Below are 24252 nucleotides of genomic sequence, written 5' to 3' on the forward strand. Positions count from 1 at the left end.
CGGTCAGCGGGTTTCGCGGTCGCGGGTGCGCGAGTTGTCGCGGGCGCGCGAGTCGCCCGGGATGGCGGCCGGCGAGGCCGGCAGCGCCGGCGTGGCGGCCGCCGGCGAGCCGGCGCTGCTGCTGCTGCTGTCGGCGGCGGCGGTCGCGCTGGCCTGCTGGATCAGCTTGTCCAGCGGCAGGTACAGCAGGCTGTTGCCCTGCCTGGAATCGACCAGCACCTTGGTGACGCTGCTGTAGACCTGCTGCATCGCGTCGATGTACATGCGGTCGCGCGTGACCTGCGGCGCCTTCTGGTATTCGGCCAGCACCGAGCGGAAGCGCTGGGCGTCGCCCTCGGCCTGCGCGACGATGCGCGCGCTGTAGCCGTCGGACTCTTCCTTCAGCCGCGCCGCCGCGCCCTTGGCGCGCGGGATCACGTCGTTGGCGTAGGCCTGGCCTTCGTTCTTGAGCCGGTCCCGGTCCTGGCCGGCCTTGAGCGCGTCGTCGAACGCGGCCTGCACCTGCTCGGGCGGCTGCACGTTCTGGATGTTGACGTTCTGCACCTCGATGCCGGTCTTGTAGCGGTCCATCTGGACCTGGATCGACTTGGCCACGTCGCGCTGGATGTTCTCGCTGTTGCGCCCCAGCAGGTCGTCCATGTTGACGCGCCCCACCACTTCGCGGATCGCCGACTCGGCGGCCTTGATCACGGCGTCGTCCGGGTTGCGGTTCTCGAACAGGAACTGCGCCGCATTCTTCAGGCGGTACTGGATGGTGAAGCGCACGTCGACGATGTTCTCGTCCTGCGTCAGCATCGACGATTCCTTCAGGCCGGTGGCCTGCACCACGCTGTTGCGGCCGATCTCCACCGAGCGCAGCTGGGTCAGGTTCACGGTCTCATGGCGCTGGATCGGCCAGGGCAGGCGCCAGTTGAAGCCTGCCTCCACCGTGCCGTGGTACTTGCCGAATTGCGTGATCACGGCCTGCTGGCCTTCCTGCACGATGAAGAAGCCGGTGCCCAGCCAGATCAGCACGACCACCGCCGCGACCACGATCGCGCCGATGCCGGCGCTGCGCATGTCGGGCTGGAACCCGCCGCCGCCGTCGCCGCCGCCGAGGCCGCCGCCGCTGTCCGGGCGCCGGCCCTTGCCGCCGAACAGGCCGCCGAGCTTGCGGTTGAAGTCGCGCCACAGTTCGTCCAGGTCCGGCGGGCCCTGGTTCGGGCCCTTGGGCGGCCCGCCCTCGGACTTCTGGCCGTTGTCGTCGCCCCGTCCCCAGCGCGGATCGTTCAGGTTGAACATGCCCCGGAAACGGCCCTTCAGCCCGGTCCACGGCAGGCTGCGGAATTGGAGGTTCATGCGCTCGATCTCATTGTGTTTGTTGCCGCCCGATTGTGCCCAATCAGGCCGGCTGGTCGTGGATTTCGGGACTTTCGGGGCTGACGGGGCTTTCGGGCGCCGGCGCGGCGGCGCCGCCCGGCGCCGGCCCGGCCAGCTGCGCCAGCTGGCGCCGCAGTTCGGCCAGGCCCTGGCCGGTCTTGCTGCTGACGAACACGCGCGGCAGCATCATGCCGTCCAGCTCGAACAGGTCGCTCTCCTGCAGCGGCTGCTGGCCCGGCGGCAGCGCATCGATCTTGTTGAACACCAGCATCTGCGGCACGGCGCCGGCGCCGATCTCGTCCAGCACCCGCTGGACCTCCGCGATCTGTTCCGGGTGGTGCGGATTGGCGGCGTCCACCACGTGCAGCAGCAGGTCGGCATCCACCGCCTCCTGAAGCGTGGCCTCGAAGGCGGCCACCAGGGCGTGCGGCAGGTCGCGGATGAAGCCGACGGTGTCGGACAGCGAGACCGAACGGCCGCCGCCCTCCTCGTTGCCGAGATAGAGCTGGCGCGTGGTCGTATCCAGGGTGGCGAACAGCTGGTTGGCGGCGTACGCGCGGGCCTTGACCAGCGCGTTGAACAGCGTCGACTTGCCGGCGTTGGTGTAGCCGACCAGCGAGATGGTGAAGGCGCCCTGGCGCTCGCGCTGGCGGCGCTGGGTCTGGCGCTGCTTCTTGAGCTTGACCAGGCGCTCCTTGGTGCGCTTGATCGCCTCACCGATCATCCGGCGGTCCAGCTCGATCTGCTTTTCGCCCGGGCCGCCGCGCACGCCGGCGCCGCCGGTCTGCCGCTCCAGGTGCGACCAGCGCCGCACCAGCCGGGTGCTGACGTACTGCAGCCGGGCCAGTTCCACCTGCAGCTTGCCTTCGTGGCTGCGCGCGCGCTGCGCGAAGATCTGCAGGATCAGCAGCGTGCGGTCGTTGACCGGCAGGCCGATGTGGCGCTCCAGGTTGCGCTGCTGGGCCGGGCTGAGCGACTGGTCGAACAGGATCTCGACGGCGCCGGTCTGCTCGGCCAGCGCCTTGATCTCGTCGGCCTTGCCGCTGCCGATGAACAGCGCGGCGTCGGGCGCCTTGCGGCGGCAGGCGACGCGGGCGACCGGCGTCATGCCGGCGGTCTGGGCCAGCAGGCCGAGCTCTTCGAGTTCGGCGTCGAAGTTGGGCAGCCCAAGGTCCACCCCGACCAGCAGGGCCGGGATGTCAGGATGTAGTGATTCGGACAAACGTGAAAACCAGGGAATCGGGGTTCAACAAGCCCGGGGCGGCTGCGCCGTCGGCGCCTGTGAGCGGGCTCAGGTGGGGCCAGCCTCGCCGGCTTCGGCCGTCGAGAAATTGACGGCGCGCCCGGGGACGATGGTGGAGATGGCGTGCTTGTAGACCATCTGCGTCACGGTGTTGCGCAGCAGCACGACGTATTGGTCGAAAGACTCGATCTGACCCTGCAGCTTGATGCCGTTGACGAGGTAGATCGACACTGGCACGTGTTCCCGCCGCAGGGTGTTGAGGAAGGGGTCTTGTAGTAACTGCCCTTTGTTGCTCACGATATTCTCCGTGTTCGGAAGTGGTGTTGGAAATATCACCTTACCACAGCAGGAGCGCCGAGTAAGTAGTCCGGCGGCACGAAATCCTCCCCGGCTGAAAGAGGAGTTTGGGGCCCCTTTCCCCACTTCAAGGGCCGCGGTGCCGAGGGCCTCTATTCTTCCTTGCCGGCGTACGGATTCTTCGAGGTTTTCATCTCGATGCGCAGCGGCGTGCCGGTGAGCTTGAATTCCTTGCGGAAGCGCCCTTCCAGGAAGCGCTTGTAAGCGTCGGTGACGTGTTCCAGCGAATTGCCGTGCACCACGATGATCGGCGGATTCATCCCGCCCTGGTGCGCGTAGCGCAGCTTGGGCCGGTACATGCCCGAGCGCTGCGGCTGCTGGAACTGCACGGCCTCCAGCAGCAGGCGGGTGAGCACCGGCGTGGACATCTTGACCATGGCCGAGCGATGCGCCGCGGCGATCGAGGTCCAGACCGGGCCCAGCCCCTGGCGCTTGATGGCCGAGATCGGGTGCATGTCCGCGAACTTCAGGAAAGCCAGCCGGGTCTCGATCGAGCGCTTGACCATCTCGCGCTGGTAGGCGTCGATCGCATCCCACTTGTTGATGGCGACGACCACGGCGCGGCCGCTGTCCAGGATGAAGCCGGCGATGTGGGCGTCCTGGTCGGTCACGCCCTGGGTGGCGTCCAGCAGCAGCAGCACCACGTTGGCCGATTCGATCGCCTGCAGCGTCTTGACCACCGAGAACTTCTCGATCGCCTCGAACACCTTGCCCTTGCGGCGCAGGCCCGCAGTGTCGATCAGCTCGAAGCGCTGGCCGCCGCGCTCGAACGGGATGCTGATCGCATCGCGGGTCGTGCCCGGCTGGTCGAAGGCGACCACGCGCTCTTCACCCAGCCAGGTGTTGATCAGGGTGGACTTGCCGACATTGGGGCGGCCGGCCACCGCCAGCTTGATCACGCCGCTGTCGGCCTCCTCGTCCTCCTCCTGCGGCTCGGGCAGGTTCAGCGGCTCCAGGGCGAGGTCGACCAGGTCGCGGATGCCCTGGCCGTGGGCGGCCGACATGCCGTGCACGTCGCCCAGGCCCAGCTCGTAGAACTCGGTCAGCTTGACGCCGTCGGTCATGCCCTCGGCCTTGTTGGCCGCCAGCACCGTGGGCTTGCCCAGCTTGCGCAGGTAGTTGGCGATGTCGTAGTCCTGCGCCGAGACACCGGCGCGGGCATCGACCACGAAGATCACCACGTCTGCCTCGGCGACCGCCTGGCGGGTCTGCTTGGCCATCTCCATGTAGATGCCGCTCTCGGCCGTCGGCTCGAAGCCGCCGGTGTCGATGACGATGTACTCGTGCCTGCCCTGCTTGCCGGTGCCGTAGTGGCGGTCCCGCGTCAGCCCGGCGAAGTCGGCGACGATGGCGTCGCGCGACTTGGTCAGCCGGTTGAACACGGTGGACTTGCCGACATTGGGGCGTCCGACCAGGGCGATGACAGGTTTCACGAAATCCGATGAGGGTTCAGTTCATTCCGGCACGAAGCCGTAGACGCCGCCGCCGCGCGTCACGATCACCATGGTGTTGCCCACCAGGACCGGCGGCGCAGCGATGGCGGTGCCGTCGGTGGACAGCCGGTTCAGGGGCGTGCCGTCCTCGCGCGAGAGCATGTGGACCAGCCCCGTGCTGTCGCCGACCACCACCGAGCGGCCCAGCGCCAGCGGCGCCGTCAGGCCGCGATGCAGCAACCGGTCCGAGCTCCAGGCGCGCTCGCCGTTGTCGCGGCGCCAGGCCAGGACCTTGCCGTCGCTCTCGGTGCCGAACACCAGCCGGTCGTCGCCGGCCAGGCCCTCGGCGCCGCTGGCCGGCTTGGTCCACTGGACGCCGCCGCGTTCGCCGTCGACGCAGCCGACCCGGGCCTGGAAGGCGCGGACGCACACCGAGTTGCCGATCCGGCTCACGGTGCCGACCAGGTCCACCAGCCGCTCCACGTCGTTGGTGCCGCGCGGCGTTGCGATCGGCGCTTCCCAGCGCGGCAGGCCATTGCCGGGGTTCAGGCCGACCAGCCGGCCGCCCAGGCCGACCAGCAACGTGTCGCCGACCGCCAGCATCACGCCCGATTGCCGCAGCACCAGCGGCTCGCCGGGGCGGACCTGGTTCCACAGCCGGCGGCCGGTCTGGCCGTCATAGGCCGAGACCGAGCGATCGGCGGCCAGCACGAAGACCCGGCCGCCGGCCACGAAGGGCGCGGTGTACGACTGGGCCACCAGCTTCTGGCGCCACAGCGGCGTGCTGCCGCCGGCGAAGGTCACGACCTCGTTGGCCTGGGTGATCACCGACACCAGCTTGCCGTCGCTGCCGACCCCGGCCGAGACCGGGCCGCCGGCATTGCCCTGCCACAGCACGCGGCCGGTGTTGCCATCGAGCTGGGTCACGGTGCCGTCGCTGCTGGCCAGCGCCACGCTGGTGCCGTGGACGGTGGGCGCCAGCGGCAGGCCGACCGGGCCGATGCGCGCGGTCCAGGCCTGGCGCACGCTGATCAGGGCGACATTGGGGCCGAGTTCGGCCGGCTTGGGCTTTTCGGCAGCGCCGCTCATCCAGGTCGGCATCATCGAGCAGCCGCCCAGCGCCGCCAGCAAGGCCAGGGCCGAGGCCCGCTTCGTCAGCGCCATCATGATTTCGTTCCTGCAGATGCGGCGCCGGCGGGCGCGGGGACCGCGGCGGCGGCGGGAGGATTCGGGTCTGCGCCCAGCGCCGTCAGCTTGACTTCGACCAGCTTGCGGTATTCGGTCCGTTCGTCCAGGCCCTTCCAGGCCTTGAGGTATTCAGCCTTGGCCTCGGCCTTCTTGCCCTGCAGGTTGTAGATGTCGCCGCGGCGGTCCGCCACCAGCGGCGCGAATTCCACCGGGAACTCGCCATCGAGCTGCCGCAGCGCTTCGTCGTACGACTTGGCATCGGCCAGCACGGCCGCCAGCCGCAGCTTCGCCGTTGCGCGGTAACCCTCGTCGGAGGACTTGTCGGCCACCCACTGCAGTGCCGCCTTGGCGGCGTCGGGCTTGCCCTTTTCCGCGAACACCTTGGCCGCCCGCAGGCCGGCCTGGTGGGCGAAGGTGGTGCCGCCGAACTTTTCCTTCATGTCGCTGAAGGCGCGTTCGAGCTTGGCGGTATCCCCGGCGGCGACCGCCTTTTCCACTTCTTCGTTCATGGCGGATGCCTGCGCGGCCTGGCTGCGCTGCCAGTACTGCCAGCCGTTCCAGGCGGCGATCGCGCCGAACACCACGATCAGCGTCCAGGTGATCAGGTTGCCGTAGTTTTTCCAGAAGTGCTTGAGTTCGTCAAGCTGTTCCTGTTCTTCGAGGTCGAGTGGTTTTGCCATTGTGATTCTTGTGTCAAGCCGCCGATTGTAGTTTCCGTGCCCATGCCAGCGGATCGGCCAGCGGCTGCCGCTCCTGCGCGCCGCTGCCGTCACGCAGGGCCTTGAGCGTGACCTCGCCGGCGGCCAGTTCGTCGGCGCCGAAGATCAGGGCGAAGCGCGCGCCGCTGGCGTCGGCCTTCTTGAACTGCGATTTCATGCTGCCCATGCCTTCGCTGCTGCCCGCGTGCATCTGCACGCTGATGCCGGCGGCGCGCAGCTGCTGCAGCAGCGCCAGCGCCTGCGGCAGCGCTGCGGCGTCCGGGATGACGGCGTACGCATCCGGCGCCGGCGGCTCGATCGCCGTCCCCTGCTCCTTCACCAGCTCAAGCACCCGCTCCAGGCCCATGCCCCAGCCGACCGCCGGCGTCGGCTTGCCGCCCAGCACCTCGAACAGGCCGTCATAGCGGCCGCCGCCGCACAGCGTGCCCTGCGCGCCCAGCTCCTCGGTGATGAACTCGAACACCGTGTGGCTGTAATAGTCCAGGCCGCGCACCAGCCGCGGATTGACCGAGGTCGGCACCCCGCAGGCGGCCAGCAGCGAGCGCACGGTCTCGAAGCGCGCCATCGAGGCTTCGCCCAGGAAGGACAGCAGCTGGGGCGCCTCCTGCACCATCTGCTGCAGCGCCGGATTCTTGGTGTCCAGGATGCGCAGCGGGTTGCTGTGCAGCCGGCGCTTGCCATCCTCGTCCAGCAGGCCGGCGTGCTGCTCGAAGTACTTCACCAGCGCGGCGCGGTGGGCCTGCCGCTCCGGCGGAATGCCCAGGCTGTTGATCTCCACGCGGACGTTGCGCAGGCCCAGGTCGGCCAGCAGCTGCCAGGCCAGCACCATCAGTTCGGCATCCACTTCCGGGCCGCCGAAGCCCAGCACCTCGGCGCCGAGCTGATAGAACTGGCGGTAGCGCCCGCGCTGCGGCCGCTCGTGGCGGAACATCGGGCCCATGTAATACAGCCGCTTGCCGCCGTCGTACGTGAGGTTGTGCTCGATCGCCGCCCGCACCACGCCGGGCGTGTTTTCCGGCCGCAGCGTCAGCTGCTCGCCGTTGAGGCGGTCCTCGAAGGAATACATCTCCTTCTCGACGATGTCGGTGGTCTCGCCGGTGCCGCGCACGAACAGCGCCGTGGGCTCCACGATCGGCGTGCGGATCATCCGGTAGGCGTAGCGCGCCATCAGCGCGCGCACCTTCTCCTCCAGCCACTCCCAGCGCGCCGAGTCGGGCGGCAAAATGTCGTTCATGCCTTTGACGGCATTCAGTTTGTCGGCCATGTTGTGTCGGGTCAGGCGGTTTCGGCGAGCTGGCCGAAGCGCTTTTCGATGTAGTTTTCGACGATCTGGTGGAACTCGGCGGCGATGTTGTCGCCGCGAAGAGTTAGGGCCTTTTGGCCGTCGATGAACACCGGCGCGGCCGGTGCCTCGCCGGTGCCGGGCAGGCTGATGCCGATGTCCGCATGCTTGCTCTCGCCCGGGCCGTTGACGATGCAGCCCATCACTGCCACCTTCATCTTCTCCACGCCGGGATATTTCTTGCGCCAGACCGGCATCTGCGCCCGCAGGTAGTCGTCGATCTCCTTGGCCAGCACCTGGAAGGTCTGGCTGGTGGTGCGGCCGCAGCCCGGGCAGGCCGTCACGCTGGGCACGAAGCTGCGCAGGCCCAGCGACTGCAGGATCTCGGAGGCGATCACCACCTCCTGGGTGCGCGCTTCGCCCGGCTGCGGCGTGAGCGACACGCGGATGGTGTCGCCGATGCCTTCCTGCAGCAGGATGCCCAGCGCCACCGCGGAAGCGACCGTGCCCTTGGTGCCCATGCCGGCCTCGGTCAGGCCCAGGTGCAGCGCGTAGTCGCAGCGCCTGGCCAGCTCGCGGTAGACGGCGATCAGGTCCTGCACGCCGCTGACCTTGCACGACAGGATGATCTGGTTGCCGTCCATGCCCATTCGCTCGGCCAGCTGCGCCGATCCGATGGCGGAGGTGATCAGCGCCTCGTACATGACGAGCCTGGCGTCCCACGGCTCGGGCCGCAGGCTGTTGGTGTCCATCAGGCCGGCCAGCAGTTCCTGGTCCAGGCTGCCCCAGTTGACGCCGATGCGCACCGGCTTGTTCCAGCGCATCGCCGCCTCGATCATCTGGCCGAACTGGCGGTCGTGCTTGTCGCCCTTGCCGACGTTGCCGGGGTTGATGCGGTACTTCGACAGCGCCTCGGCGCAGGCCGGGTAGTCGGTCAGCAGACGGTGGCCGTTGTAGTGGAAGTCGCCGATCAGCGGCACGTCGATGCCCATGCGATCGAGCTGCTCGCGGATGTAAGGAACCTGCGCCGCCGCCTCCGGCGTGTTGACGGTGATGCGGACCATCTCGGAGCCGGCGATCGCCAGCTCCTTGACCTGGATCGCCGTGCCGATGGCGTCCACCGTGTCGGTGTTGGTCATCGACTGCACGCGCACCGGCGCGTCGCCGCCGACGGTGACGATGCGCGAGCCCCAGACGGTCTGCGCCTGGCGCGAGCGCCGCGGTTTCGGGAATGCCGGTTCGATCGGCAGGCAGGGTTGGTCCATCACTTCACCTCGAAGCGCGCCACGTTGTCGCGCGAGACCGGCGCCAGGTCGAACGGCTTGCCGCGCACCTGCACGTCGGTGGCCGAGACGCTGCCGACCGTGACGGCCAGCGGCAGCGGGCCGGACGCGCCGGCCGATTCGCCGGCGGTGAGCAGCTTGCGCAGCGGGACGCCGCCCTTGGCGTCGGTCACCTGGATCCAGGATTCGCCCCTGGCCTTGAACACCACGATGCCGGTGGCGGCCGGGCCGGAGGCGGAGGCCGCTGCGGCGGCGGGGGCAGCCGCTGCTGCTGCTGTTGCGGCGGCGGCGCTGGCAGGTTTGGCGGGTCTGGCGGCGGCGGGGACGGTCGCGGCGGCGAGGCTTGCGGCCGGCGCCGCAGCCGTGACCACTGCCGGTGCCGGGTCCGCGGACGGTGCGGGCGCGGCGGTCGGCTCCGCGCTGGCGACCACCAGCTCGGGAGCCGGCACCGGCGCCGGCGGCGGGGCCGCAGCCTCGGTGCCGGCACCGTCATGGCGCAGCGGCAGCAGCGCCACCACCAGCGCGCCGAGCAGCAGCGCGGCGACGACGATGAACACCGGCCGCGACAGCTGCTCGCGCCAGGCCGGAGCGGCGCCGTCGCGCGGCGAACGGAACGGCGCGTTGATGCCGCCTTCGCTCGGCGCCAGCCGCGGCCCGCCGGTGGCGGGCAGGCGCTCCAGCACCGGCGCCGGATCGAGCTTGAGGTTGCGGCACACGCTGGCGGCCAGGGCACGAACGAACACCGCATCGGGCAGCTCGTCGAAGCGGTCGGCCTCCAGCGCCTCCAGCTTGCGCACCGGCACCTTCAGCGCCGCGGCCAGCGTGGCCACATGCAGGCCGGCCTGTTCGCGCGCCTGCCGCAGCAGCGTGCCGGCGCTGGGCGCATCGGCGGCGGCCGCATCGAAGCCGGACGCGGGCCCGTGGCCCGGCGCCTCACTCATTGAACGCTCCGCGGTCGTAGAAGCCCATCTCGCGCGACTGCGGGAAGCGGCGCTTGAGCTGGTCGGCCAGCTGCATCATCGCCACCCGGTCGTTGAGCTTCTGTTCGACCTTGATCCCCAGCCACAGGGTTTCCGCGTTGGCCAGCTCGGTGTTGTTCAGGCGCCGGATGTAGAACTGGGCGCGCGAATACTCGCCGCGCTGGAACAGCAGGTTCGCCAGGTTGAAGCCGGTGACCGGATTGGCGGCGTCCAGTTCGTAGGAGCGCGCCAGGCTGCGCTCGGCGTCGTCCTTGCGGCCGGCGCGGGCCTCGCACAGGCCCTTGGCCATCAGCGTCTTGGCCCGCTCCGCGTACAGCGGATTGGCCATGGCGCCGTTGAAGGCGCGGTTGGCTTCGTCGTAGCGGCCCTGCTGGCACAGCAGCCAGCCGTAGTTGTGCTGCGCGTTGGAGTCCTTCGAATTGAGCGAGACGGCGCGGCGGAAGCTTTCCTCCGCCTGCTTCATGTCGTTGAGCTTCATGTAGATCAGGCCGCGCAGGTTGTAGGCGTCCGGAAAGGTCGGGTCGGCCAGGATTACCTGCTTGAGTTCGTCCAGCGCCACGGTGGTCTGGCCCTGCTCGAAGTAGCCGACCGCCAGTTCCATCCGGATGCGGGCCCGCTTGCGGGCATCGGGTTCGTCCGACGCGGTGACGATGTCGACGTTGGCTCCCGTGGCGTCGCCGTTGCGGGCGGCGCAGCCGCCCAGGGCCAGCAGCAGCGCCCCGGCCAGCCAGCACCAGGCCAGGGCGGTCCGCAGCTTCTCTCGGCGCACAGCGTCGTTCATGGATTCAGGTCTCCTTGGCGGCGCGGGCGTCGGCCGGCACCTGTTTCAACATCACGGTGCGTTGTCGGGAGATCCTCTCACCCACGCGGGTGCGGTCCTTGACGTCACCGGCGAGCTGGCCGCAGGCCGCGTCGATGTCGTCTCCTCTGGTTTTGCGCACAGTGGTGACGATACCAGCATCGATCAGGATTTTCGCGAAAGCCTGCACCCGGTGTTGTGGCGAACGCACCAGCCCGGATGCCGGAAACGGATTGAACGGAATCAGGTTCAGCTTGCACGAGACGCCGCGGCCGCCGTGCCTGCGCACCAGTTCCACCAGCTGCTGTGCGTGCTCCGGCTGGTCGTTGACGCCATCGAGCATGCAATATTCGAAGGTGATGAAGTCGCGCGGCGCGTGCTCCAGGTAGCGGTTGCAGGCATCGAGCAGTTCGGCCAGCGGGTACTTCTTGTTCAGGGGAACCAGGTTGTCGCGCAGCGCGTCGTTGGGCGCATGCAGCGACACGGCCAGCGCCACCGGGCAGTCCTGCCCGAGCCGGTCCATCATCGGCACCACCCCGGAGGTGGAGACCGTGACGCGGCGGCGCGACAGGCCGTAGCCGTGGTCGTCCAGCATCACCTTGAGCGCCGGCAACAGGGCCGAGTAGTTCTGCAGCGGCTCGCCCATTCCCATCATCACGACGTTGGAGATGATCCGCTCGTCGCGCTGCAGGTGCTTGCGCAGGAAATGCTCGGCGAACCAGAGCTGGGCCACGATCTCGCCGGTGTTGAGATTGCGCGAGAACCCCTGGTGGCCAGTGGAGCAGAAGCGGCAGCCCACGGCGCAGCCGGCCTGGGAGGAAATGCACAGCGTGCCGCGGTCGTCTTCGGGAATGAAGACCGCCTCCACCGCATCGCCATGGCCGACGTCGAACAGCCACTTGATGGTGCCGTCCTTCGATTCGTGCTGGGTGAGGATGGGAAGCGCCTGCAGCCGGGCGCTGGTCTTGAGCTTCTCGCGCAGCGACTTGGCCAGGTCGCTCATCTGGTCGAAGTCGGTCGCGCCCTTCTGGTGGATCCAGCGGAACAGCTGGGTCGCGCGGAAGCGCTTCTCGCCCAGCGTTTCGCAAAACGCGGCCAGGCCTTCCAGATCGAAGTCGAGAAGATTGGCCCTTCGACTTGGCTCAGGACTGGCCGTCATCGCATGAGGTTCGCGCGCCGCTCAGCGCGAGAAGACGTCCATGCCGGGGAAGAAGAAGGCCACTTCCTGGGCGGCCGTTTCCGCGGCGTCGGAGCCGTGCACCGCGTTGGCGTCGATGCTGTCGGCGAAATCCGCGCGGATGGTGCCGGCGGCGGCCTTCTTCGGGTCGGTCGCGCCCATCAGGTCGCGGTTCTTCAGGATGGCGTTTTCGCCTTCCAGCGCCTGGATCATCACCGGGCCGGAGATCATGAATTCGACCAGGTCCTTGAAGAAGGGTCGCTCCTTGTGGACGGCGTAGAACTGCTCGGCTTCGCGGCGCGACAGGTGGGCCATGCGGGCGGCGACGACCTTCAGGCCGGAGGCCTCGAAGCGTGCGTAGATCTGCCCGATCACGTTCTTGGCCACGGCGTCAGGCTTGATGATGGAGAGGGTGCGTTCGATAGCCATTTTCGGGTTTCCTGAGCTTGAGAGTAATTGTTAGGACTTGCCGCGGGTCGAAAGTTCGGCAAAGCCTCTTATTTTAGCTTGCGCATGCGGCAGCGCCCGGCGCCGCCGCAGTGACCTTGGCTTTGGACGGCGCGCTTCAGCGGCCGCGGCCGCCGCGGCGCTGGCCGCCGCCCCCGCCGCCCATGGCACCGCCACCACCGCCCCCACCACCGCCCCCACCACCGCGGCGCTGGCCGCCGCCCGGGCCGCGCTGGCCGCCGGCACCGCCCTGGCGCTGGCGGGTGAAGCTGTCGGCGCCGATGTAGCCCAGCGAGGTCTTCATCGGGTCGGGCTGGGCCGCGGCGCCGGCCTGGCGATCGGCACCGCGGTCGCCGCCCTGCCGGTCCTTGCGGCGGCGCTGCTGCCCCTGGCCGCCGGCGTTGCGGCCCAGGCCGCCACCGCCGCCGCCGGGCGGCCCGCCGCGCTGCTGTTGCTGGCCTTCACCCTGGCCGCTGCCCGGACGCGGGCCGGTGCCACCGCGGTTGCCGCGGCGGCGGTTGCGCCCGCCGCGCCCGGGCGCGCCGTCGCCCTGCCCCGGTGCCTCGCCTTCGCCGCGCGGGGGCCGGCCACCCAGCGGCCGCTCGGCGGCGCCGGCGGCGTTCATCAGCTCGCGGATGTCGCGTTCGTCCAGTTCCATCCAGGCGCCGCGCTTGAGGCCGCGCGGCAGCACCATCGCGCCATAGCGGATGCGGATCAGCCGGCTCACGGCGTGGCCCACCGCTTCCAGCATGCGCCGCACCTCGCGGTTGCGGCCCTCGGAAATCGTCACCCGGTACCAGGTGTTGGCGCCTTCGCCGCCGCCCTCTTCGATCGAACCGAAGGCCGCGCGGCCGTCCTCGAGCTCGACGCCGTCGAGCAGCCGCTGCTTTTCCTCGGCGCTGAGCGCACCCAGTACCCGGACCGCGTATTCGCGCTCCAGGCCGAAGCGCGGATGCATCAGCTTGTTGGCCAGCTCGCCCGAGCTGGTGAACAGCAGCAGGCCTTCGGTGTTCAGGTCCAGCCGCCCCACCGACTGCCACTTGCCCTGGTACAGCTTGGGCAGCTTGCGGAACACGGTCGGGCGGTTCTGCGGATCGTCGCTGCTGACGATCTCGCCGACCGGCTTGTGATAGGCGATGACGCGCGCCGGCGGAGGTGCGATCCGGTAGCGGATCGGCTTGCCGTTGATCTTGATCTGGTCGCCGAACTGGATCCGCTGGCCGATGTGGGCCGGCTCGTTGTTGACCGAGATCCGGCCCTGCGTGATCAGGTGCTCCATCTCCAGCCGGGAGCCGAGGCCGCTCTGGGCCAGCACCTTGTGCAGCTTGGGCGTGTCGGCCTGCGGGGTCAGCACCCGCTTGGGCAGGCCGACTTCCGGGCTTTCCTCGTCGGCGTCGAACTGGCCGGAGACGACGTCGGCGAACAGGATCGGCTTGGGCGGCTCGGCCGGCGCGGCGCGCCGGGCCTTGCGTTCGCCGTCCTCGTCATCCTCGTCGTCCTCGTCTTCGTCCGGGTCCTCGTCGTCGGCGCCGAATCGCTCCAGCTCCTGCGCGCGGCGCGCGTGCGCCGCCGCCTCTTTTTCTTCCAGCTCCTCGAGCGTGGGCTCGTCGCTGGGGCCGGTCACCGGTTGCTTCATGGGTCAGGTCTCGACTGCTTGGGCCGCATCGTCGGCGGCACTTTCGTCATCGGGTGGCACGGGCGGCGCGTCCGCCGCGGCCTCGGGGGGCTGTGTGGAATCCAGTGGGAGGGCGTCGGCATCGTCCAGGGCCGCCGGCTGCTCGCCGATGGCCAGGTCGGGCTGGGTGCCGCCGGCGGCGAGCGCTTCGAACATCGCCGATTGCTGCGCCGGGTTGTCCAGCAGCGGCAGCTGGTCGAGCGACTCGATGCCCAGGTCGTCCAGGAACTGCCGGGTGGTGGCGAACAGCGCCGGCCGGCCCGGCGCCTCGCGGTGGCCGATCACCTCCACCCAGCCGCGGTCCTCCAGCTGCTTGATGATCATGGCGTTGATGGTGACGCCGCGGATGTCTTCCATGTCGCCGCGGGTGACCGGCTGGCGGTAGGCGATGATCGCCAGCGTTTCCAGGGTGGCGCGGGTGTAGCGCGGCGGCTTCTCGGGGTGCAGCCGGTCGAGGTATTCGCGCATCTCGGGCCGGCTCTGGAAGCGCCAGCCGGTGGCCACGCAGACCAGCTCCACGCCGCGTTGGGTCCATTCCAGGCGCAGGTCTTCCAGCAGCGACTTGATGGTATCGGCGCCGAGTTCGTCATTGAACAGGACGCGCAGCTCCCGCACAGGCAGGGGCTGCTGCGAACAGATCAACGCGGTTTCGAGGACGCGCTTGGCGTCCGCCGTATTCATGGTCTTGTGGTTCCAGGAAAAGGCGCCAACGGGCGGGCAATTTCATCGGGGCGGCGCCACCAGGAGGCGCATCGCATGCCTGCGCGGACGGGCGCGGGGCGTGGCTCAAGAGCCATTGGGCGGATTGTAACGCAGCCCCCAGGCGTCCAGCGCCGCCGCCATGTCGGCCGGCAGCGGCGAGCGGAACTCCAGCGGCTGCTGCGTGGCCGGGTGCACCAAGGCCAGCCGGACCGCATGCAGCGCCTGCCGCTGCATGCCGGCAGCGGCCGCGCCGCCGTACAGCTCGTCGGCGACCAGCGGATGGCCGATGCTGGCCATGTGGACGCGGATCTGGTGGGTGCGGCCGGTCTGCAGGGTGGCGCGCACCAGGCAGCCGGCATCGGCGTTCTCCAGCAGGTCGAAGGCGGTCACAGCCGCCTTGCCGGCATGCCGCTCCAGGTCGACCACCGCCATCCGCAGCCGGTTGCGCGGATCGCGCCCGATCGGCGCATCCACCTGCCGGTGCCGGGGCCCGGTCCACTGCTTGTGCGCCAGCGCGACGTACTGGCGCGCAACCTCGCGCGCAGCGATCGCCTGCACCAGGGCATCCATCGCGGCGCGGTTGCGGGCCACCACCATCAGGCCGCTGGTGTCCTTGTCCAGCCGGTGCACGATGCCCGCGCGCGGCAGCAACTGGGCGGCAGCGTCATGCGCCAGCAGGCCGTTGAGCAGCGTCCCGCTCCAGTTGCCGGGCGCCGGGTGCACGACCAGCCCGGCCGGCTTGTTCAGCACCAGCAGGTGTTCGTCCTGGAACACGATGTCCAGCGCCATCGGTTCGGGCTTGAACGCCTGGCTTTGCGGCGTCGGCCGCAATTCCACCGTGCCGGCGTCCCCGGCCCTGACCTTGTGCGCCGCCTTGCCGGCCGGGCGGCCATTGAGCTGCACCGCGCCGGACTCGATCAGCTGCTGCAGGTAGCTGCGCGAGAACTCGGGCACCAGCAGCGCCAGCGCGCGGTCCAGACGCTCGCCATGCTGCTGCGCGCCGATGGAAAAGGGACGCAGTTCGCTGTCCGGACCGGCGTCGGCGCCCTCGTCCGGCAGGGTCTGCGCCTCGGGCTCGAGGGGGGTGGCCGATATAATCAATTTGCCCTGTTCCTGAAAGTACCAAGCGATGGCTAGCGTGAAATTATCGGTTGTCCCCTCCCTGCTGCTGGGAGCGGCAGCGCTGCTGGCCGGCTGCTCCTCCACTTCGGACGACAAGACGGCCACCTGGAGCCCGAACAAGCTCTATGCGGAAGCCAAGGACGAACAGAGCTCGGGCGCCTACGACAAGGCGATCCCGCTGTTCGAGAAGCTCGAGGGCCGCGCGGCCGGCACGCCGCTGGCGCAGCAGGCCCAGCTGGAGAAGGCCTACTCCCAATACAAGAGCGGCGACCAGGCCCAGGCGGAGGCGACGCTGGATCGCTTCATGAAGCTGCATCCGGCCAGCCCGGCGATGGACTATGCGCTGTACCTCAAGGGCATCGTCAACTTCAACGACAACCTGGGCGCCTTCGCCTTCCTGGCGCGCCAGGACCTGTCCGAGCGCGACCAGAAGGCGGCCAAGGAATCCTTCGAGTCGTTCAAGGAACTGGTGGCCCGTTTCCCCGATTCGCGCTACGCGCCCGACGCCAGGGCGCGCATGAACTACATCGTCAACTCGCTGGCGCAGTACGAAGTGCACGTGGCCCGCTATTACTACAGCCGGGGCGCCTACGTGGCCGCGATCAACCGCGCGCAGACCGCCCTGAAGGACTACCAGACGGTGCCCGCGCTGGAAGAGGCGCTGTTCATCATGGTGCGCTCCTACGACGCGCTGGGCATGACCCAGCTGCGCGACGACACGCGGCGCGTGATGGAGAAGAACTACCCGAACAGCGCCTTCCTGGGACGCGGCGGCGGCGTCAAGTCGGCCCAGGAAGCGTGGTGGAAGTTCTGGTAGCCCCCAGCGCTTCCACGGCGGCATCGAATTCCTGCGCCGACTGCAGCCGGCGCATCGGCGGCAACGCGGCCAGCAGCCGGCGCCCATAGCCCATCGTCGCCAGCCGGGTGTCGCACACCACCAGCAGGCCCTGGTCCGATTCGCGCCGGATCAGCCGGCCCGCCCCCTGCTTGAGCGCCACCGCCGCCTCCGGCACGAAATAGTCGTTGAACGCGCTGCGGCCCTGCCCCTCCAGGCGCTGCGCCCGCGCCTCCACCAGCGGATCGCCGGGCGGCGGGAACGGCAGCTTGTCGATGATCACCAGCTGCAGCGAATCGCCCGGCACGTCCACCCCTTCCCAGAACGACGCCGAAGCGACCAGCACGCAACCGGGCCGGCCGTCGGCATCGCCCTCGCGGAAGCGCTCGATCAGCCGGCGCTTGGGCCATTGGCCCTGCACCAGCACCTCCACCTCCAGCGACCCCTCGAAGCGCGCCTGTAGCGCCTCGCCGATGCTGCGCAGCGCCCGCAACGTGGTGGTGAGCACCATGGTGCGGCCGCCCAGCCGCCGCACCGCGTCGCCCGCCAGCCTGGCCACTTCGGTGCTGTGCGCGGGGTCGTTGGGCTTGGGCAGGTCGCGCGGCACGTAGACGGCAGCCTGCACCAGGTAATCGAAGGGGCTGCCGACCCGCAGGATCTCGGCGTCGCCCAGCCCGCAGGGCTCGGTGAACCAGCGCAGCCTGGGGTCGTCGCCCAGCGTGGCGGAGGTGAAGATCCAGGCCTTGCGCGACTGCTCGGCGTCGTCGCCGCGCTGCTTCAACATCTTGTCCTGCACCGCCAGCGCGATGTCCAGCGGCGACTCCACCAGCCGCAGCTGGTGGCCCACGTCCACCCAGCGCACCGACTCCGGCGCGCACGGCTGGGCGAAGGTGGCGGCGCGCTGCGCCAGCACGCTGGCCCGCTCGTGCAGCCGCACGAAGTCGGGGGCGATCTCGCTGACGGTGGCGAGCGCCTGCGTGGCATCCGTGAAGGCCTGCCGCAGTTCATCCAGCGCCTGCAGCCAGGGCTGCGGATCCACCTGCTCCGGCGCCTCGCCGGTCCAGCGCAGCTTGGCGCCCGGTGCCGTGCGGCCGACCACCAGCCGCAGGTCGCGGGCGGCGCGCTCGATGCCCGACGCCACCGCCGACCAGTCGGCCAGCCCGCGGGCGAACTGCAGGCCGGCGGCCAGCACGTCGCGGCCGAAGTCCAGCAGCTGCCCGGTGGTGATCTGGGCGCCGAGGAACTGCACGCCGGTTTCGTTGAGCTGGTGGGCCTCGTCGAAGATCGCCACCCGCACCGTCGGCAGCAGTTCGGCCATGCCCGATTCCCGCACCGCCAGGTCGGCGAAGAACAGGTGGTGGTTGACCACCACCACGTCGGCCGCCAGCGCCTCGCGCCGCGCCTTGTTGACGTGGCAGGCGTGGAACTTGGGGCATTGGGAGCCCAGGCAGTTGTCGCGGGTGGACGTGACCAGCGGGATCAGCGGCGAGCGCTCGTCCAGCCCGGGCAGCTCCGCCAGGTCGCCGGTGCGGGTGGCGACCGCCCATTCCTCGATCTTGGCCAGCGAACGCAGCGAGCTGCGGTCCGGCAGCGAACCTTCGCTGCGTGCCAGCTCCATGCGGCGCAGGCACAGGTAGCTGGCCCGGCCCTTGAGCAGGGCGGTGCGCACCGGCAGCCCCAGCGCCTGCACCAGCCGTGGCAGGTCGCGGCCGAACAGCTGGTCCTGCAGGGTCTTGGTGGCGGTCGACAGCAGCACCCGCTCGCCGCTCAGGAGCGCCGGCACCAGGTAGGAAAAGGTCTTGCCGACGCCGGTGCCCGCCTCCACCACCAGGGCGCCGCCCTGCTCGATGGTGCGCGCCACCGCCAGCGCCATCTCGGTCTGGCCCTGGCGCGGCAGGAATTCGTCGGCGGCGCGCGACAGCACGCCGTGGGGCGCGAACGCCTCCCGGACCGCGGGCTCAAGGCTCAAGGGACAGACTCACGCGGGTTCTTTGGGGTCGAGGGCCAGCTCCAGCCGGGAAATCTGGTCGCGCAGCGCCAGCCGGCGCTTTTTCAGCCGCCGCATCATCAATTCGTCGACCGGGCTGGCTTCGGCGGCGCGGTCGATCATCGCATCGAGGTCGGCGTGCTCCATGCGCAGTTCGATCAGCCGACGCTCGGGAGAGTGGAGATTGGAGTCCAAGGAAATAGTCGGCAGAGGCGCATGGCCGGTTCGTTCGATAATACGTCTTCCACGCCCGAATCGAGCGCAGCCACCGCCGCCTCCAAGGGCAATGAAAGATCCGACAGCACAAATGTCAAAAGGTTACCGACTCACCGCGTCCACCGGCATCCACAAGGGTGACCGCGAATACCAGCAGGACCAGATCGCGCTGGTCAGCCACCCCCGGGTGCCGGGCTGCGTGCTGGGGATCGTCGCCGACGGCATGGGCGGGCGCAGCGGCGGGCGCAAGGCCTCCGACCAGGTCATGATGACCGCCAAGCAGCTGTTCGAGCGCTATGCGCCCGAGCGCGACGACGCACCGTCGCTGCTGCGCCAGATGGTGCAGGAGGCGCACATCGTCATCAAGCTGACGGCGATCTCCTCGGAACAGGAGCCGCACAGCACGCTGGCCGCCTTCCTGATCAACCCGGCCGGCGACTGCCACTGGGTCCATGCCGGCGATTCGCGGATCTACCATTTCCACGCCGGCAAGCTGGTCAAGCGCACGATGGACCACTCCTACGTGCAGACGCTGGTGGAAAAGGGCGAGATCACCGAGGAAGAAGCCAACGTCCATCCCCAGTCCAACATCCTGATGGGCTGCCTGGGCTCGGACGACGATCCGCCGGCCGACGTCCATTTCATTCCGCAGCTGCGCCCGGGCGACGTGCTGCTGGCGTGCAGCGACGGCGTCTGGCATTACTTCAGCCCGAGCGAGCTGGGTTCGGTGCTGTCGTCCCTGTCGCCGCGCGAAGCCACCGAGTTCCTGATCGAAAAGGCCCGCACCCGGGCCCGAGGCGGCGGCGACAACCTGTCGCTGGTGATCGTCAAGTTCGAGCCGCTGGACAGCTAGCGGGCCCGCCGCTCAGGGCGGCACCGGCAGCGGCTTGATGCCGGACTTGGCGGCCTCGGCCTGGCGCCGCGCGACCCGCTCCTGCCGCTCCTTGGCTTGCTGCTGCCGCTCCTGCGACTGGCGCAGCTCTTCGGTCGCGTTGTGGACGCGCTGCTCGCGGGCGCTCCGGGTGGTGGCCTGGCGCTCGCGCGCGGCCTGCACGGTGCGGGCGGCGCGCACCGGGGCCGATGCCGCGTTCTGCGCCCGCTCGGCGGCGCGCTCGGCCTGGGCCTGCTGCTTGTCCCGTTGCCGCGCCACCGCCTCGGCGCGCTGCGCGGCGTTTTCCTGTTCCTTCTGCGGCGAATTGCGCTCCTCGAGGCTGCGCAATTGCTCTTGCGCGCGGCGCTTGCGCTCGGCGTCGTTGAGCACCAGCTCCTGGCGGCGCAGCTCGGTCAGGCGGTCGCGGCGCGCGGCCCGCGCCGCCTTGAGGCAGTCGGTGACGGCGAATGTCCGGTAGCAGGCCCGCTCCTGCACGACCAGCTGGGATTCGGCCTGCTTGCGCCCGGCCTCGATGCGGGCCCGTTCGGCCTGCTCGGCGGCGTCGCCCTGGGCCCAGGCCGGCAATGCGGCCGCCAGCAGGGCCAGGCAATACAGCAACGGTTTCATGTGAGGCCAGTGTCGACGGTCCGGTGTTCCAGCGCAAGGAAGGCGGCCGACTGCATCTCGGCCAGCCGCGAGACGGTCCGCGGGAACTCGTGCGCCAGCGGGCCGTCCGTGTACAACGCCTCGGGTGCCACGGCGGCGGACATGATCAGCTTCACGCGGCGGTCGTACAGCACGTCGACCAGCCAGGTGAAGCGGCGCGCTTCCGACGCCATGCGCACCGGCATGTGGGGCACGTCGCTGAGCAGCACGGTATGGAACTGGCTGGCGATCTCCAGGTAGTCGTTCTGCGAGCGCGGGCCGCCGCACAGCGTCCTGAAGTCGAACCACACCACGCCGCCGGCCTTGCGGCGGGCCCGGATCTCGCGCGCCTCGATGTGCAGCACCGGATCCTCGTCGTGGCTCTCGGCCAGCCGGCTGAAGGCGTCGTCCATCTCGGCGTCCGCCTGCGGGCCCAGCGGCGTGTGATACAGCTTCACGCTCTCCATCGCGATGGCGCGGTAGTCCTTGCCGTCGTCGACGTTGATCACCTCCAGCTTGTCGTTGAGCAGTGCGATGGCCGGCAGCACGCGGTCGCGGTGCAGGCCGTCCGGATACAGGTCGTCGGGCTTGAAGTTGGAAGTGGTGACGAAGCCGACGCCGTTGTCGAACAGCGCCGCCAGCAGCCGGTGCAGGATCATCGCGTCGGTGATGTCGGCGACGTGGAATTCGTCGAAGCAGATCAGCCGGTAGCGCCGCGACATGCGCTCGCCCAGGACGTCCAGCGGGTTGACCGTGCCCTGCAGGTCGGCCAGCTCGCGGTGGACCTCGCGCATGAACTCGTGGAAGTGCAGCCGCGTCTTGCGCACCAGCGGCACCGCCGTGTAGAAGCAGTCCATCAGGAAGCTCTTGCCGCGCCCGACGCCGCCGTACATGTAGACGCCGCGCGGGATCGCCGGCCGGTTGATCAGCTTCTTGAAGGCGTTGGAGCGCTGCTCCTTGAAGGCCCCCCACTCGCGCGCGCAGCGGTCCAGCGCTTCCACCGCGCGCAGCTGCGCCGGGTCGCTGCGGTAGCCGCGCGCCTTCAGTTCGGCTTCGTAGACTTCACGGACCGAGGGCACGTTGCAGGGTCGATCAGAAATTGAGGGTCCGTTTGTCGACGGCCAGCGCCGCTTCCTTGGTCGCCTCCGACAGCGACGGATGGGCGTGGCAGATGCGCGCGATGTCCTCGGACGACGCGCGGAACTCCATCGCGACGACCGCCTCGGAGATCAGCTCGCTGGCCATCGGCCCGACGATGTGCACGCCCAGGATCTCGTCGCTGGCGGCATCGGCCAGGAACTTGACCATGCCGGTGGTGTCGCCCAGCGCCCGCGCCCGGCCGTTGGCCATGAACGGGAAGGTGCCGGCCTTGTACTTGACGCCGGCGGCCTTGAGCTGCTGCTCGGTCTGGCCGACCCACGCGATCTCGGGGCTGGTGTAGATCACCCAGGGGATGGTGTTGAAGTTGACGTGGCCGTGCTGGCCGGCGATGCGCTCGGCCACCGCGACGCCTTCCTCTTCCGCCTTGTGCGCCAGCATCGGGCCGCGCACCACGTCGCCCACCGCCCAGACATTGGGCAGGTTGGTCTTGCACTGGTCGTCGACCAGGATCGCGCCGCGCTCGTCCAGCTTCAGCCCCACCGCGTCCGCGTTCAGGCCGATGGTGTTGGGCACGCGGCCGATCGAGACGATCAGCTTGTCCACCTCCAGCACCTGGGCCTCGCCCTTGGCGTTGGTCCATGCGACCGAGACGCCTCCCGACCGCCCTGAACCCGTCGAAGGGGCTGTCTTGACCGCGCCGACCTTGACGCCCAGTTCGATCTTCAGTCCCTGCTTGGTGAACGCCTTGTGCGCTTCCTTGGCGATCTGCTCGTCGACCGCGCCCAGGAAGGTGGGCAGCGCTTCCAGCACCGTCACTTCCGCGCCCAGGCGGCGCCAGACCGAGCCCATCTCCAGGCCGATCACGCCGGAGCCGATCAGGCCCAGCTTCTTCGGCACGCCGCCGATGCGAAGCGCGCCGTCGTTGGACAGGATGTTTTCTTCGTCGAAGGGCGCGCCCGGCAAGGCACGGGCGTTGGAGCCGGTGGCGACGATCACATGCTTGCCGGTAAGCGATTCCTCGGCGGCGCCAGCCACCTTGATCTCGTAGCCGGCCTCGGCCTTGGCGGCGAACGACGCGCGGCCGTGGAAGAACGTCACCTTGTTCTTCTTGAACAGGAACAGGATGCCGTCGTTGTTCTGCTTGACCACCTGGTCCTTACGCGCCAGCATCTTGCCGACGTCCATCTCCAGGCCCTGGATGTTGATGCCGTGGTCGGCGAAATGGTGGCCGGCCTGGTCGAAATTCTCCGACGACTGCAGCAGCGCCTTGGACGGAATGCAGCCGACGTTGGTGCAGGTGCCGCCCGGTGCCGGGCCGCCCTTGCCGTTCTTCCACTCGTCGACGCAGGCCACCGAGAAGCCCAGCTGGGCCGCGCGGATCGCCGCGATGTAGCCGCCGGGGCCGGCGCCGATGACGACGACGTCAAATTGTTTGCTTGTCACGACCGATAACGAGGCTCCTTGCGGAGCCTCGTCCTTGTTGATGGTTTCAAATATCGAAGAGAAGGCGCGCCGGATCTTCCAGCGCTTCCTTCATCGCCACCAGCCCGAGGACCGCTTCGCGGCCGTCGATGATGCGGTGGTCGTAGCTCAGGGCCAGGTAGTTCATCGGGCGAATGACGATCTGGCCGTTCTCCACCACCGCGCGGTCCTTGGTGGCGTGCACGCCCAGGATGGCCGACTGCGGCGGGTTGATGATGGGCGTGGACAGCATCGAGCCGAACACCCCGCCGTTGGAGATCGAGAAGGTGCCGCCGGTCATCTCCTCGATGCCCAGCTTGCCGTCGCGCGCCTTGGCGCCGTACTCGGCGATCTTCTTTTCGATGTCGGCAAAGCTCATCTGGTCGGCGTTGCGCAGGATCGGCACCACCAGCCCGCGCGGCGAACCCACCGCGATGCCGATGTCGAAGTAGCCGTGGTAGACGATGTCGTTGCCGTCCACCGAGGCGTTGATCACCGGGTACTTCTTGAGCGCGTGGACGGCGGCTTTCACGAAGAAGCTCATGAAGCCGATCTTGACGCCGTGCTCCTTCTCGAACTTCTCCTGGAAGCGCTTGCGCATCTCCATCACCGGCGCCATGTTCACTTCGTTGAACGTGGTCAGGATCGCATTGCTCTGCTGCGATTGCAGCAGCCGCTCGGCGACGCGGGCCCGCAGCCGGCTCATCGGAACGCGCTGCTCCGGGCGCTCGCCCAGGCTGGGCGCGCCGACCGGGGCGCTGACGGCCTGCAGCGCGGCGCGCGGCGCCGCGGCAGCGGCCGCGACCGGTGCGACGGCAGGCTTGGCACCCCCGCCGGCCACCGCGCCGAGCACGTCGCCCTTGGTGACGCGGCCGTCCTTGCCGGTGCCGGGCACCGAGCCGGAAGCGAGCTGGTTGTCGGCCATCAGCTTGGCGGCGGCCGGCATCGCGATGCCGGCCTTGGAGCCGCCGGTGGCGGCGGCGGCCGAGGCCGGTGCTGCCGCAGGGGCGGCGGCAGGCGCGGCAGCCGGCGCTGCGGCAGCGGGCGGAGCGGCGGCGGCGCCCTTGCCTTCGGTGTCGATCTTCGCGATGACCTGTTCGGCGACGACCGTGGCGCCGTCCGCCTGCACGATCTCCGCCAGCACGCCGGCCGCCGGCGCCGGCACTTCCAGCACCACCTTGTCGGTCTCGATCTCGATCAGGATCTCGTCGATCGAGATCGCGTCGCCGGGCTTCTTCTTCCACGTCAGCAGGGTTGCTTCTGCAACCGATTCGGACAGCTGCGGGACTTTGACTTCAACGATAGACATTTCGGTTCCTAGTTGTTCTGGGATTGCCGCGCGGTGACCGGCTCAGTCCGGGTCGACCGCG

General features: G+C 69.4%; 23 protein-coding genes. 2 read left to right on the forward strand and 21 right to left on the reverse strand.

The window, feature by feature from the left end; translation table 11 throughout:
• Positions 1–3: 3 nt before the first annotated feature.
• The 15 genes from hflK to ACFPOE_RS21060 form a co-directional block, all read right to left on the reverse strand.
• Positions 4–1338 (reverse strand): FtsH protease activity modulator HflK, encoded by a 1335-nt coding sequence (hflK, locus tag ACFPOE_RS20990; RefSeq protein ID WP_376852276.1) that lies wholly within the window; start codon positions 1336–1338, stop codon positions 4–6.
• Positions 1339–1381: 43 nt separating this feature from the next.
• Positions 1382–2581 carry a GTPase HflX gene (hflX, locus tag ACFPOE_RS20995; protein WP_376852277.1) on the reverse strand — a complete coding sequence of 400 codons (1200 nt, stop codon included), beginning with the start codon at positions 2579–2581 and terminating at the stop codon, positions 1382–1384.
• A gap of 69 nt (positions 2582–2650) precedes the next feature.
• A complete protein-coding gene (hfq, locus tag ACFPOE_RS21000; RefSeq protein WP_376852278.1) occupies positions 2651–2899 on the reverse strand; it encodes an RNA chaperone Hfq in 249 nt (82 codons plus the stop codon).
• 152 nt (positions 2900–3051) lie between these two features.
• On the reverse strand, positions 3052–4392 hold the full coding sequence (gene der, locus ACFPOE_RS21005) for a ribosome biogenesis GTPase Der (RefSeq protein ID WP_376852279.1): 1341 nt from the start codon (positions 4390–4392) through the stop codon (positions 3052–3054).
• Between the two features lie 21 nt (positions 4393–4413).
• Positions 4414–5559 carry an outer membrane protein assembly factor BamB gene (gene bamB / locus ACFPOE_RS21010; protein ID WP_376852280.1) on the reverse strand — a complete coding sequence of 382 codons (1146 nt, stop codon included), beginning with the start codon at positions 5557–5559 and terminating at the stop codon, positions 4414–4416.
• Complete coding sequence (locus ACFPOE_RS21015; protein WP_376852281.1) at positions 5556–6260, reverse strand: YfgM family protein; 705 nt, start codon at positions 6258–6260, stop codon at positions 5556–5558. Before ACFPOE_RS21015 ends, bamB begins: the two co-directional genes overlap by 4 nt.
• Before the next feature lie 13 nt (positions 6261–6273).
• Positions 6274–7563 carry a histidine--tRNA ligase gene (gene hisS / locus ACFPOE_RS21020; protein ID WP_376852282.1) on the reverse strand — a complete coding sequence of 430 codons (1290 nt, stop codon included), beginning with the start codon at positions 7561–7563 and terminating at the stop codon, positions 6274–6276.
• 11 nt (positions 7564–7574) lie between these two features.
• Positions 7575–8846 carry a flavodoxin-dependent (E)-4-hydroxy-3-methylbut-2-enyl-diphosphate synthase gene (ispG, locus tag ACFPOE_RS21025; protein ID WP_376852283.1) on the reverse strand — a complete coding sequence of 424 codons (1272 nt, stop codon included), beginning with the start codon at positions 8844–8846 and terminating at the stop codon, positions 7575–7577.
• Positions 8846–9805: a helix-turn-helix domain-containing protein gene (locus tag ACFPOE_RS21030; RefSeq protein ID WP_376852284.1), complete on the reverse strand. Its 960-nt coding sequence runs from the start codon at positions 9803–9805 to the stop codon at positions 8846–8848. Before ACFPOE_RS21030 ends, ispG begins: the two co-directional genes overlap by 1 nt.
• Positions 9798–10625, reverse strand: coding sequence for a type IV pilus biogenesis/stability protein PilW (pilW, locus tag ACFPOE_RS21035; RefSeq protein WP_376852285.1), 828 nt, complete (start codon positions 10623–10625; stop codon positions 9798–9800). The genes ACFPOE_RS21030 and pilW overlap by 8 nt, the downstream gene beginning before the upstream one ends.
• Before the next feature lie 4 nt (positions 10626–10629).
• Positions 10630–11802: a dual-specificity RNA methyltransferase RlmN gene (rlmN, locus tag ACFPOE_RS21040; protein ID WP_376852286.1), complete on the reverse strand. Its 1173-nt coding sequence runs from the start codon at positions 11800–11802 to the stop codon at positions 10630–10632.
• Positions 11803–11823: 21 nt separating this feature from the next.
• Positions 11824–12249 carry a nucleoside-diphosphate kinase gene (gene ndk / locus ACFPOE_RS21045; RefSeq protein ID WP_376852287.1) on the reverse strand — a complete coding sequence of 142 codons (426 nt, stop codon included), beginning with the start codon at positions 12247–12249 and terminating at the stop codon, positions 11824–11826.
• A 136-nt stretch (positions 12250–12385) separates the two neighbouring features.
• Positions 12386–13903 carry a pseudouridine synthase gene (locus ACFPOE_RS21050; protein WP_376852288.1) on the reverse strand — a complete coding sequence of 506 codons (1518 nt, stop codon included), beginning with the start codon at positions 13901–13903 and terminating at the stop codon, positions 12386–12388.
• A gap of 3 nt (positions 13904–13906) precedes the next feature.
• Positions 13907–14623, reverse strand: coding sequence for an SMC-Scp complex subunit ScpB (gene scpB / locus ACFPOE_RS21055; protein ID WP_376852289.1), 717 nt, complete (start codon positions 14621–14623; stop codon positions 13907–13909).
• Positions 14624–14728: 105 nt separating this feature from the next.
• Positions 14729–15745: an RluA family pseudouridine synthase gene (locus ACFPOE_RS21060; RefSeq protein ID WP_376852290.1), complete on the reverse strand. Its 1017-nt coding sequence runs from the start codon at positions 15743–15745 to the stop codon at positions 14729–14731.
• 28 nt (positions 15746–15773) lie between these two features.
• On the opposite strand from ACFPOE_RS21060, the gene ACFPOE_RS21065 reads away from it, so the two are divergent.
• Complete coding sequence (locus tag ACFPOE_RS21065; protein WP_376852291.1) at positions 15774–16583, forward strand: outer membrane protein assembly factor BamD; 810 nt, start codon at positions 15774–15776, stop codon at positions 16581–16583.
• Here ACFPOE_RS21065 and ACFPOE_RS21070 read toward each other — a convergent pair.
• Both ACFPOE_RS21070 and ACFPOE_RS21075 read right to left on the reverse strand, forming a co-directional pair.
• Positions 16546–18570, reverse strand: a complete 2025-nt coding sequence (locus ACFPOE_RS21070; protein WP_376852292.1) for an ATP-dependent DNA helicase — start codon at positions 18568–18570, stop codon at positions 16546–16548. The genes ACFPOE_RS21065 and ACFPOE_RS21070 overlap by 38 nt on opposite strands.
• A gap of 9 nt (positions 18571–18579) precedes the next feature.
• A complete protein-coding gene (locus ACFPOE_RS21075; protein ID WP_376852293.1) occupies positions 18580–18783 on the reverse strand; it encodes a YdcH family protein in 204 nt (67 codons plus the stop codon).
• 112 nt (positions 18784–18895) lie between these two features.
• Here ACFPOE_RS21075 and ACFPOE_RS21080 point away from each other — a divergent pair, with 112 nt between their 5' ends.
• Positions 18896–19657, forward strand: a complete 762-nt coding sequence (locus tag ACFPOE_RS21080) for a PP2C family protein-serine/threonine phosphatase (RefSeq protein ID WP_376852294.1) — start codon at positions 18896–18898, stop codon at positions 19655–19657.
• 12 nt (positions 19658–19669) lie between these two features.
• Here ACFPOE_RS21080 and ACFPOE_RS21085 read toward each other — a convergent pair whose 3' ends face one another.
• The 4 genes from ACFPOE_RS21085 to odhB are packed head-to-tail and all read right to left on the reverse strand — an operon-like array spanning position 19670 to position 24191.
• Positions 19670–20302, reverse strand: a complete 633-nt coding sequence (locus ACFPOE_RS21085; RefSeq protein WP_376852295.1) for a hypothetical protein — start codon at positions 20300–20302, stop codon at positions 19670–19672.
• Positions 20299–21399, reverse strand: coding sequence for a cell division protein ZapE (gene zapE / locus ACFPOE_RS21090; protein ID WP_376852296.1), 1101 nt, complete (start codon positions 21397–21399; stop codon positions 20299–20301). The genes ACFPOE_RS21085 and zapE overlap by 4 nt, the downstream gene beginning before the upstream one ends.
• A 13-nt stretch (positions 21400–21412) precedes the next feature.
• Positions 21413–22864, reverse strand: a complete 1452-nt coding sequence (lpdA, locus tag ACFPOE_RS21095; RefSeq protein WP_376852297.1) for a dihydrolipoyl dehydrogenase — start codon at positions 22862–22864, stop codon at positions 21413–21415.
• 46 nt (positions 22865–22910) lie between these two features.
• Complete coding sequence (odhB, locus tag ACFPOE_RS21100; protein WP_376852298.1) at positions 22911–24191, reverse strand: 2-oxoglutarate dehydrogenase complex dihydrolipoyllysine-residue succinyltransferase; 1281 nt, start codon at positions 24189–24191, stop codon at positions 22911–22913.
• Positions 24192–24252 lie beyond the last annotated feature (61 nt).

The organism is Caenimonas terrae (genome assembly GCF_042655405.1).
In the GTDB taxonomy this organism is placed as follows: Bacteria; Pseudomonadota; Gammaproteobacteria; order Burkholderiales; family Burkholderiaceae_C; genus Ramlibacter; species Ramlibacter terrae_A.

Bases quoted from the DNA above. Each gene is read 5' to 3' on its own strand.
- odhB (WP_376852298.1), bottom strand. From the start codon at position 24,191: ATGTCTATCGTTGAAGTCAAAGTCCCGCAGCTGTCCGAATCGGTTGCA.
- ispG (WP_376852283.1), bottom strand. From the start codon at position 8,846: ATGGACCAACCCTGCCTGCCGATCGAACCGGCATTCCCGAAACCGCGG.
- hisS (WP_376852282.1), bottom strand. From the start codon at position 7,563: ATGGCCGACAAACTGAATGCCGTCAAAGGCATGAACGACATTTTGCCG.
- rlmN (WP_376852286.1), bottom strand. From the start codon at position 11,802: ATGACGGCCAGTCCTGAGCCAAGTCGAAGGGCCAATCTTCTCGACTTC.
- ACFPOE_RS21030 (WP_376852284.1), bottom strand. From the start codon at position 9,805: ATGAGTGAGGCGCCGGGCCACGGGCCCGCGTCCGGCTTCGATGCGGCC.
- scpB (WP_376852289.1), bottom strand. From the start codon at position 14,623: ATGAATACGGCGGACGCCAAGCGCGTCCTCGAAACCGCGTTGATCTGT.
- hflK (WP_376852276.1), bottom strand. From the start codon at position 1,338: ATGAACCTCCAATTCCGCAGCCTGCCGTGGACCGGGCTGAAGGGCCGT.
- ACFPOE_RS21085 (WP_376852295.1), bottom strand. From the start codon at position 20,302: ATGAAACCGTTGCTGTATTGCCTGGCCCTGCTGGCGGCCGCATTGCCG.
- pilW (WP_376852285.1), bottom strand. From the start codon at position 10,625: ATGAACGACGCTGTGCGCCGAGAGAAGCTGCGGACCGCCCTGGCCTGG.
- ACFPOE_RS21065 (WP_376852291.1), top strand. From the start codon at position 15,774: ATGGCTAGCGTGAAATTATCGGTTGTCCCCTCCCTGCTGCTGGGAGCG.
- ndk (WP_376852287.1), bottom strand. From the start codon at position 12,249: ATGGCTATCGAACGCACCCTCTCCATCATCAAGCCTGACGCCGTGGCC.
- ACFPOE_RS21015 (WP_376852281.1), bottom strand. From the start codon at position 6,260: ATGGCAAAACCACTCGACCTCGAAGAACAGGAACAGCTTGACGAACTC.
- bamB (WP_376852280.1), bottom strand. From the start codon at position 5,559: ATGATGGCGCTGACGAAGCGGGCCTCGGCCCTGGCCTTGCTGGCGGCG.
- ACFPOE_RS21050 (WP_376852288.1), bottom strand. From the start codon at position 13,903: ATGAAGCAACCGGTGACCGGCCCCAGCGACGAGCCCACGCTCGAGGAG.
- ACFPOE_RS21080 (WP_376852294.1), top strand. From the start codon at position 18,896: ATGTCAAAAGGTTACCGACTCACCGCGTCCACCGGCATCCACAAGGGT.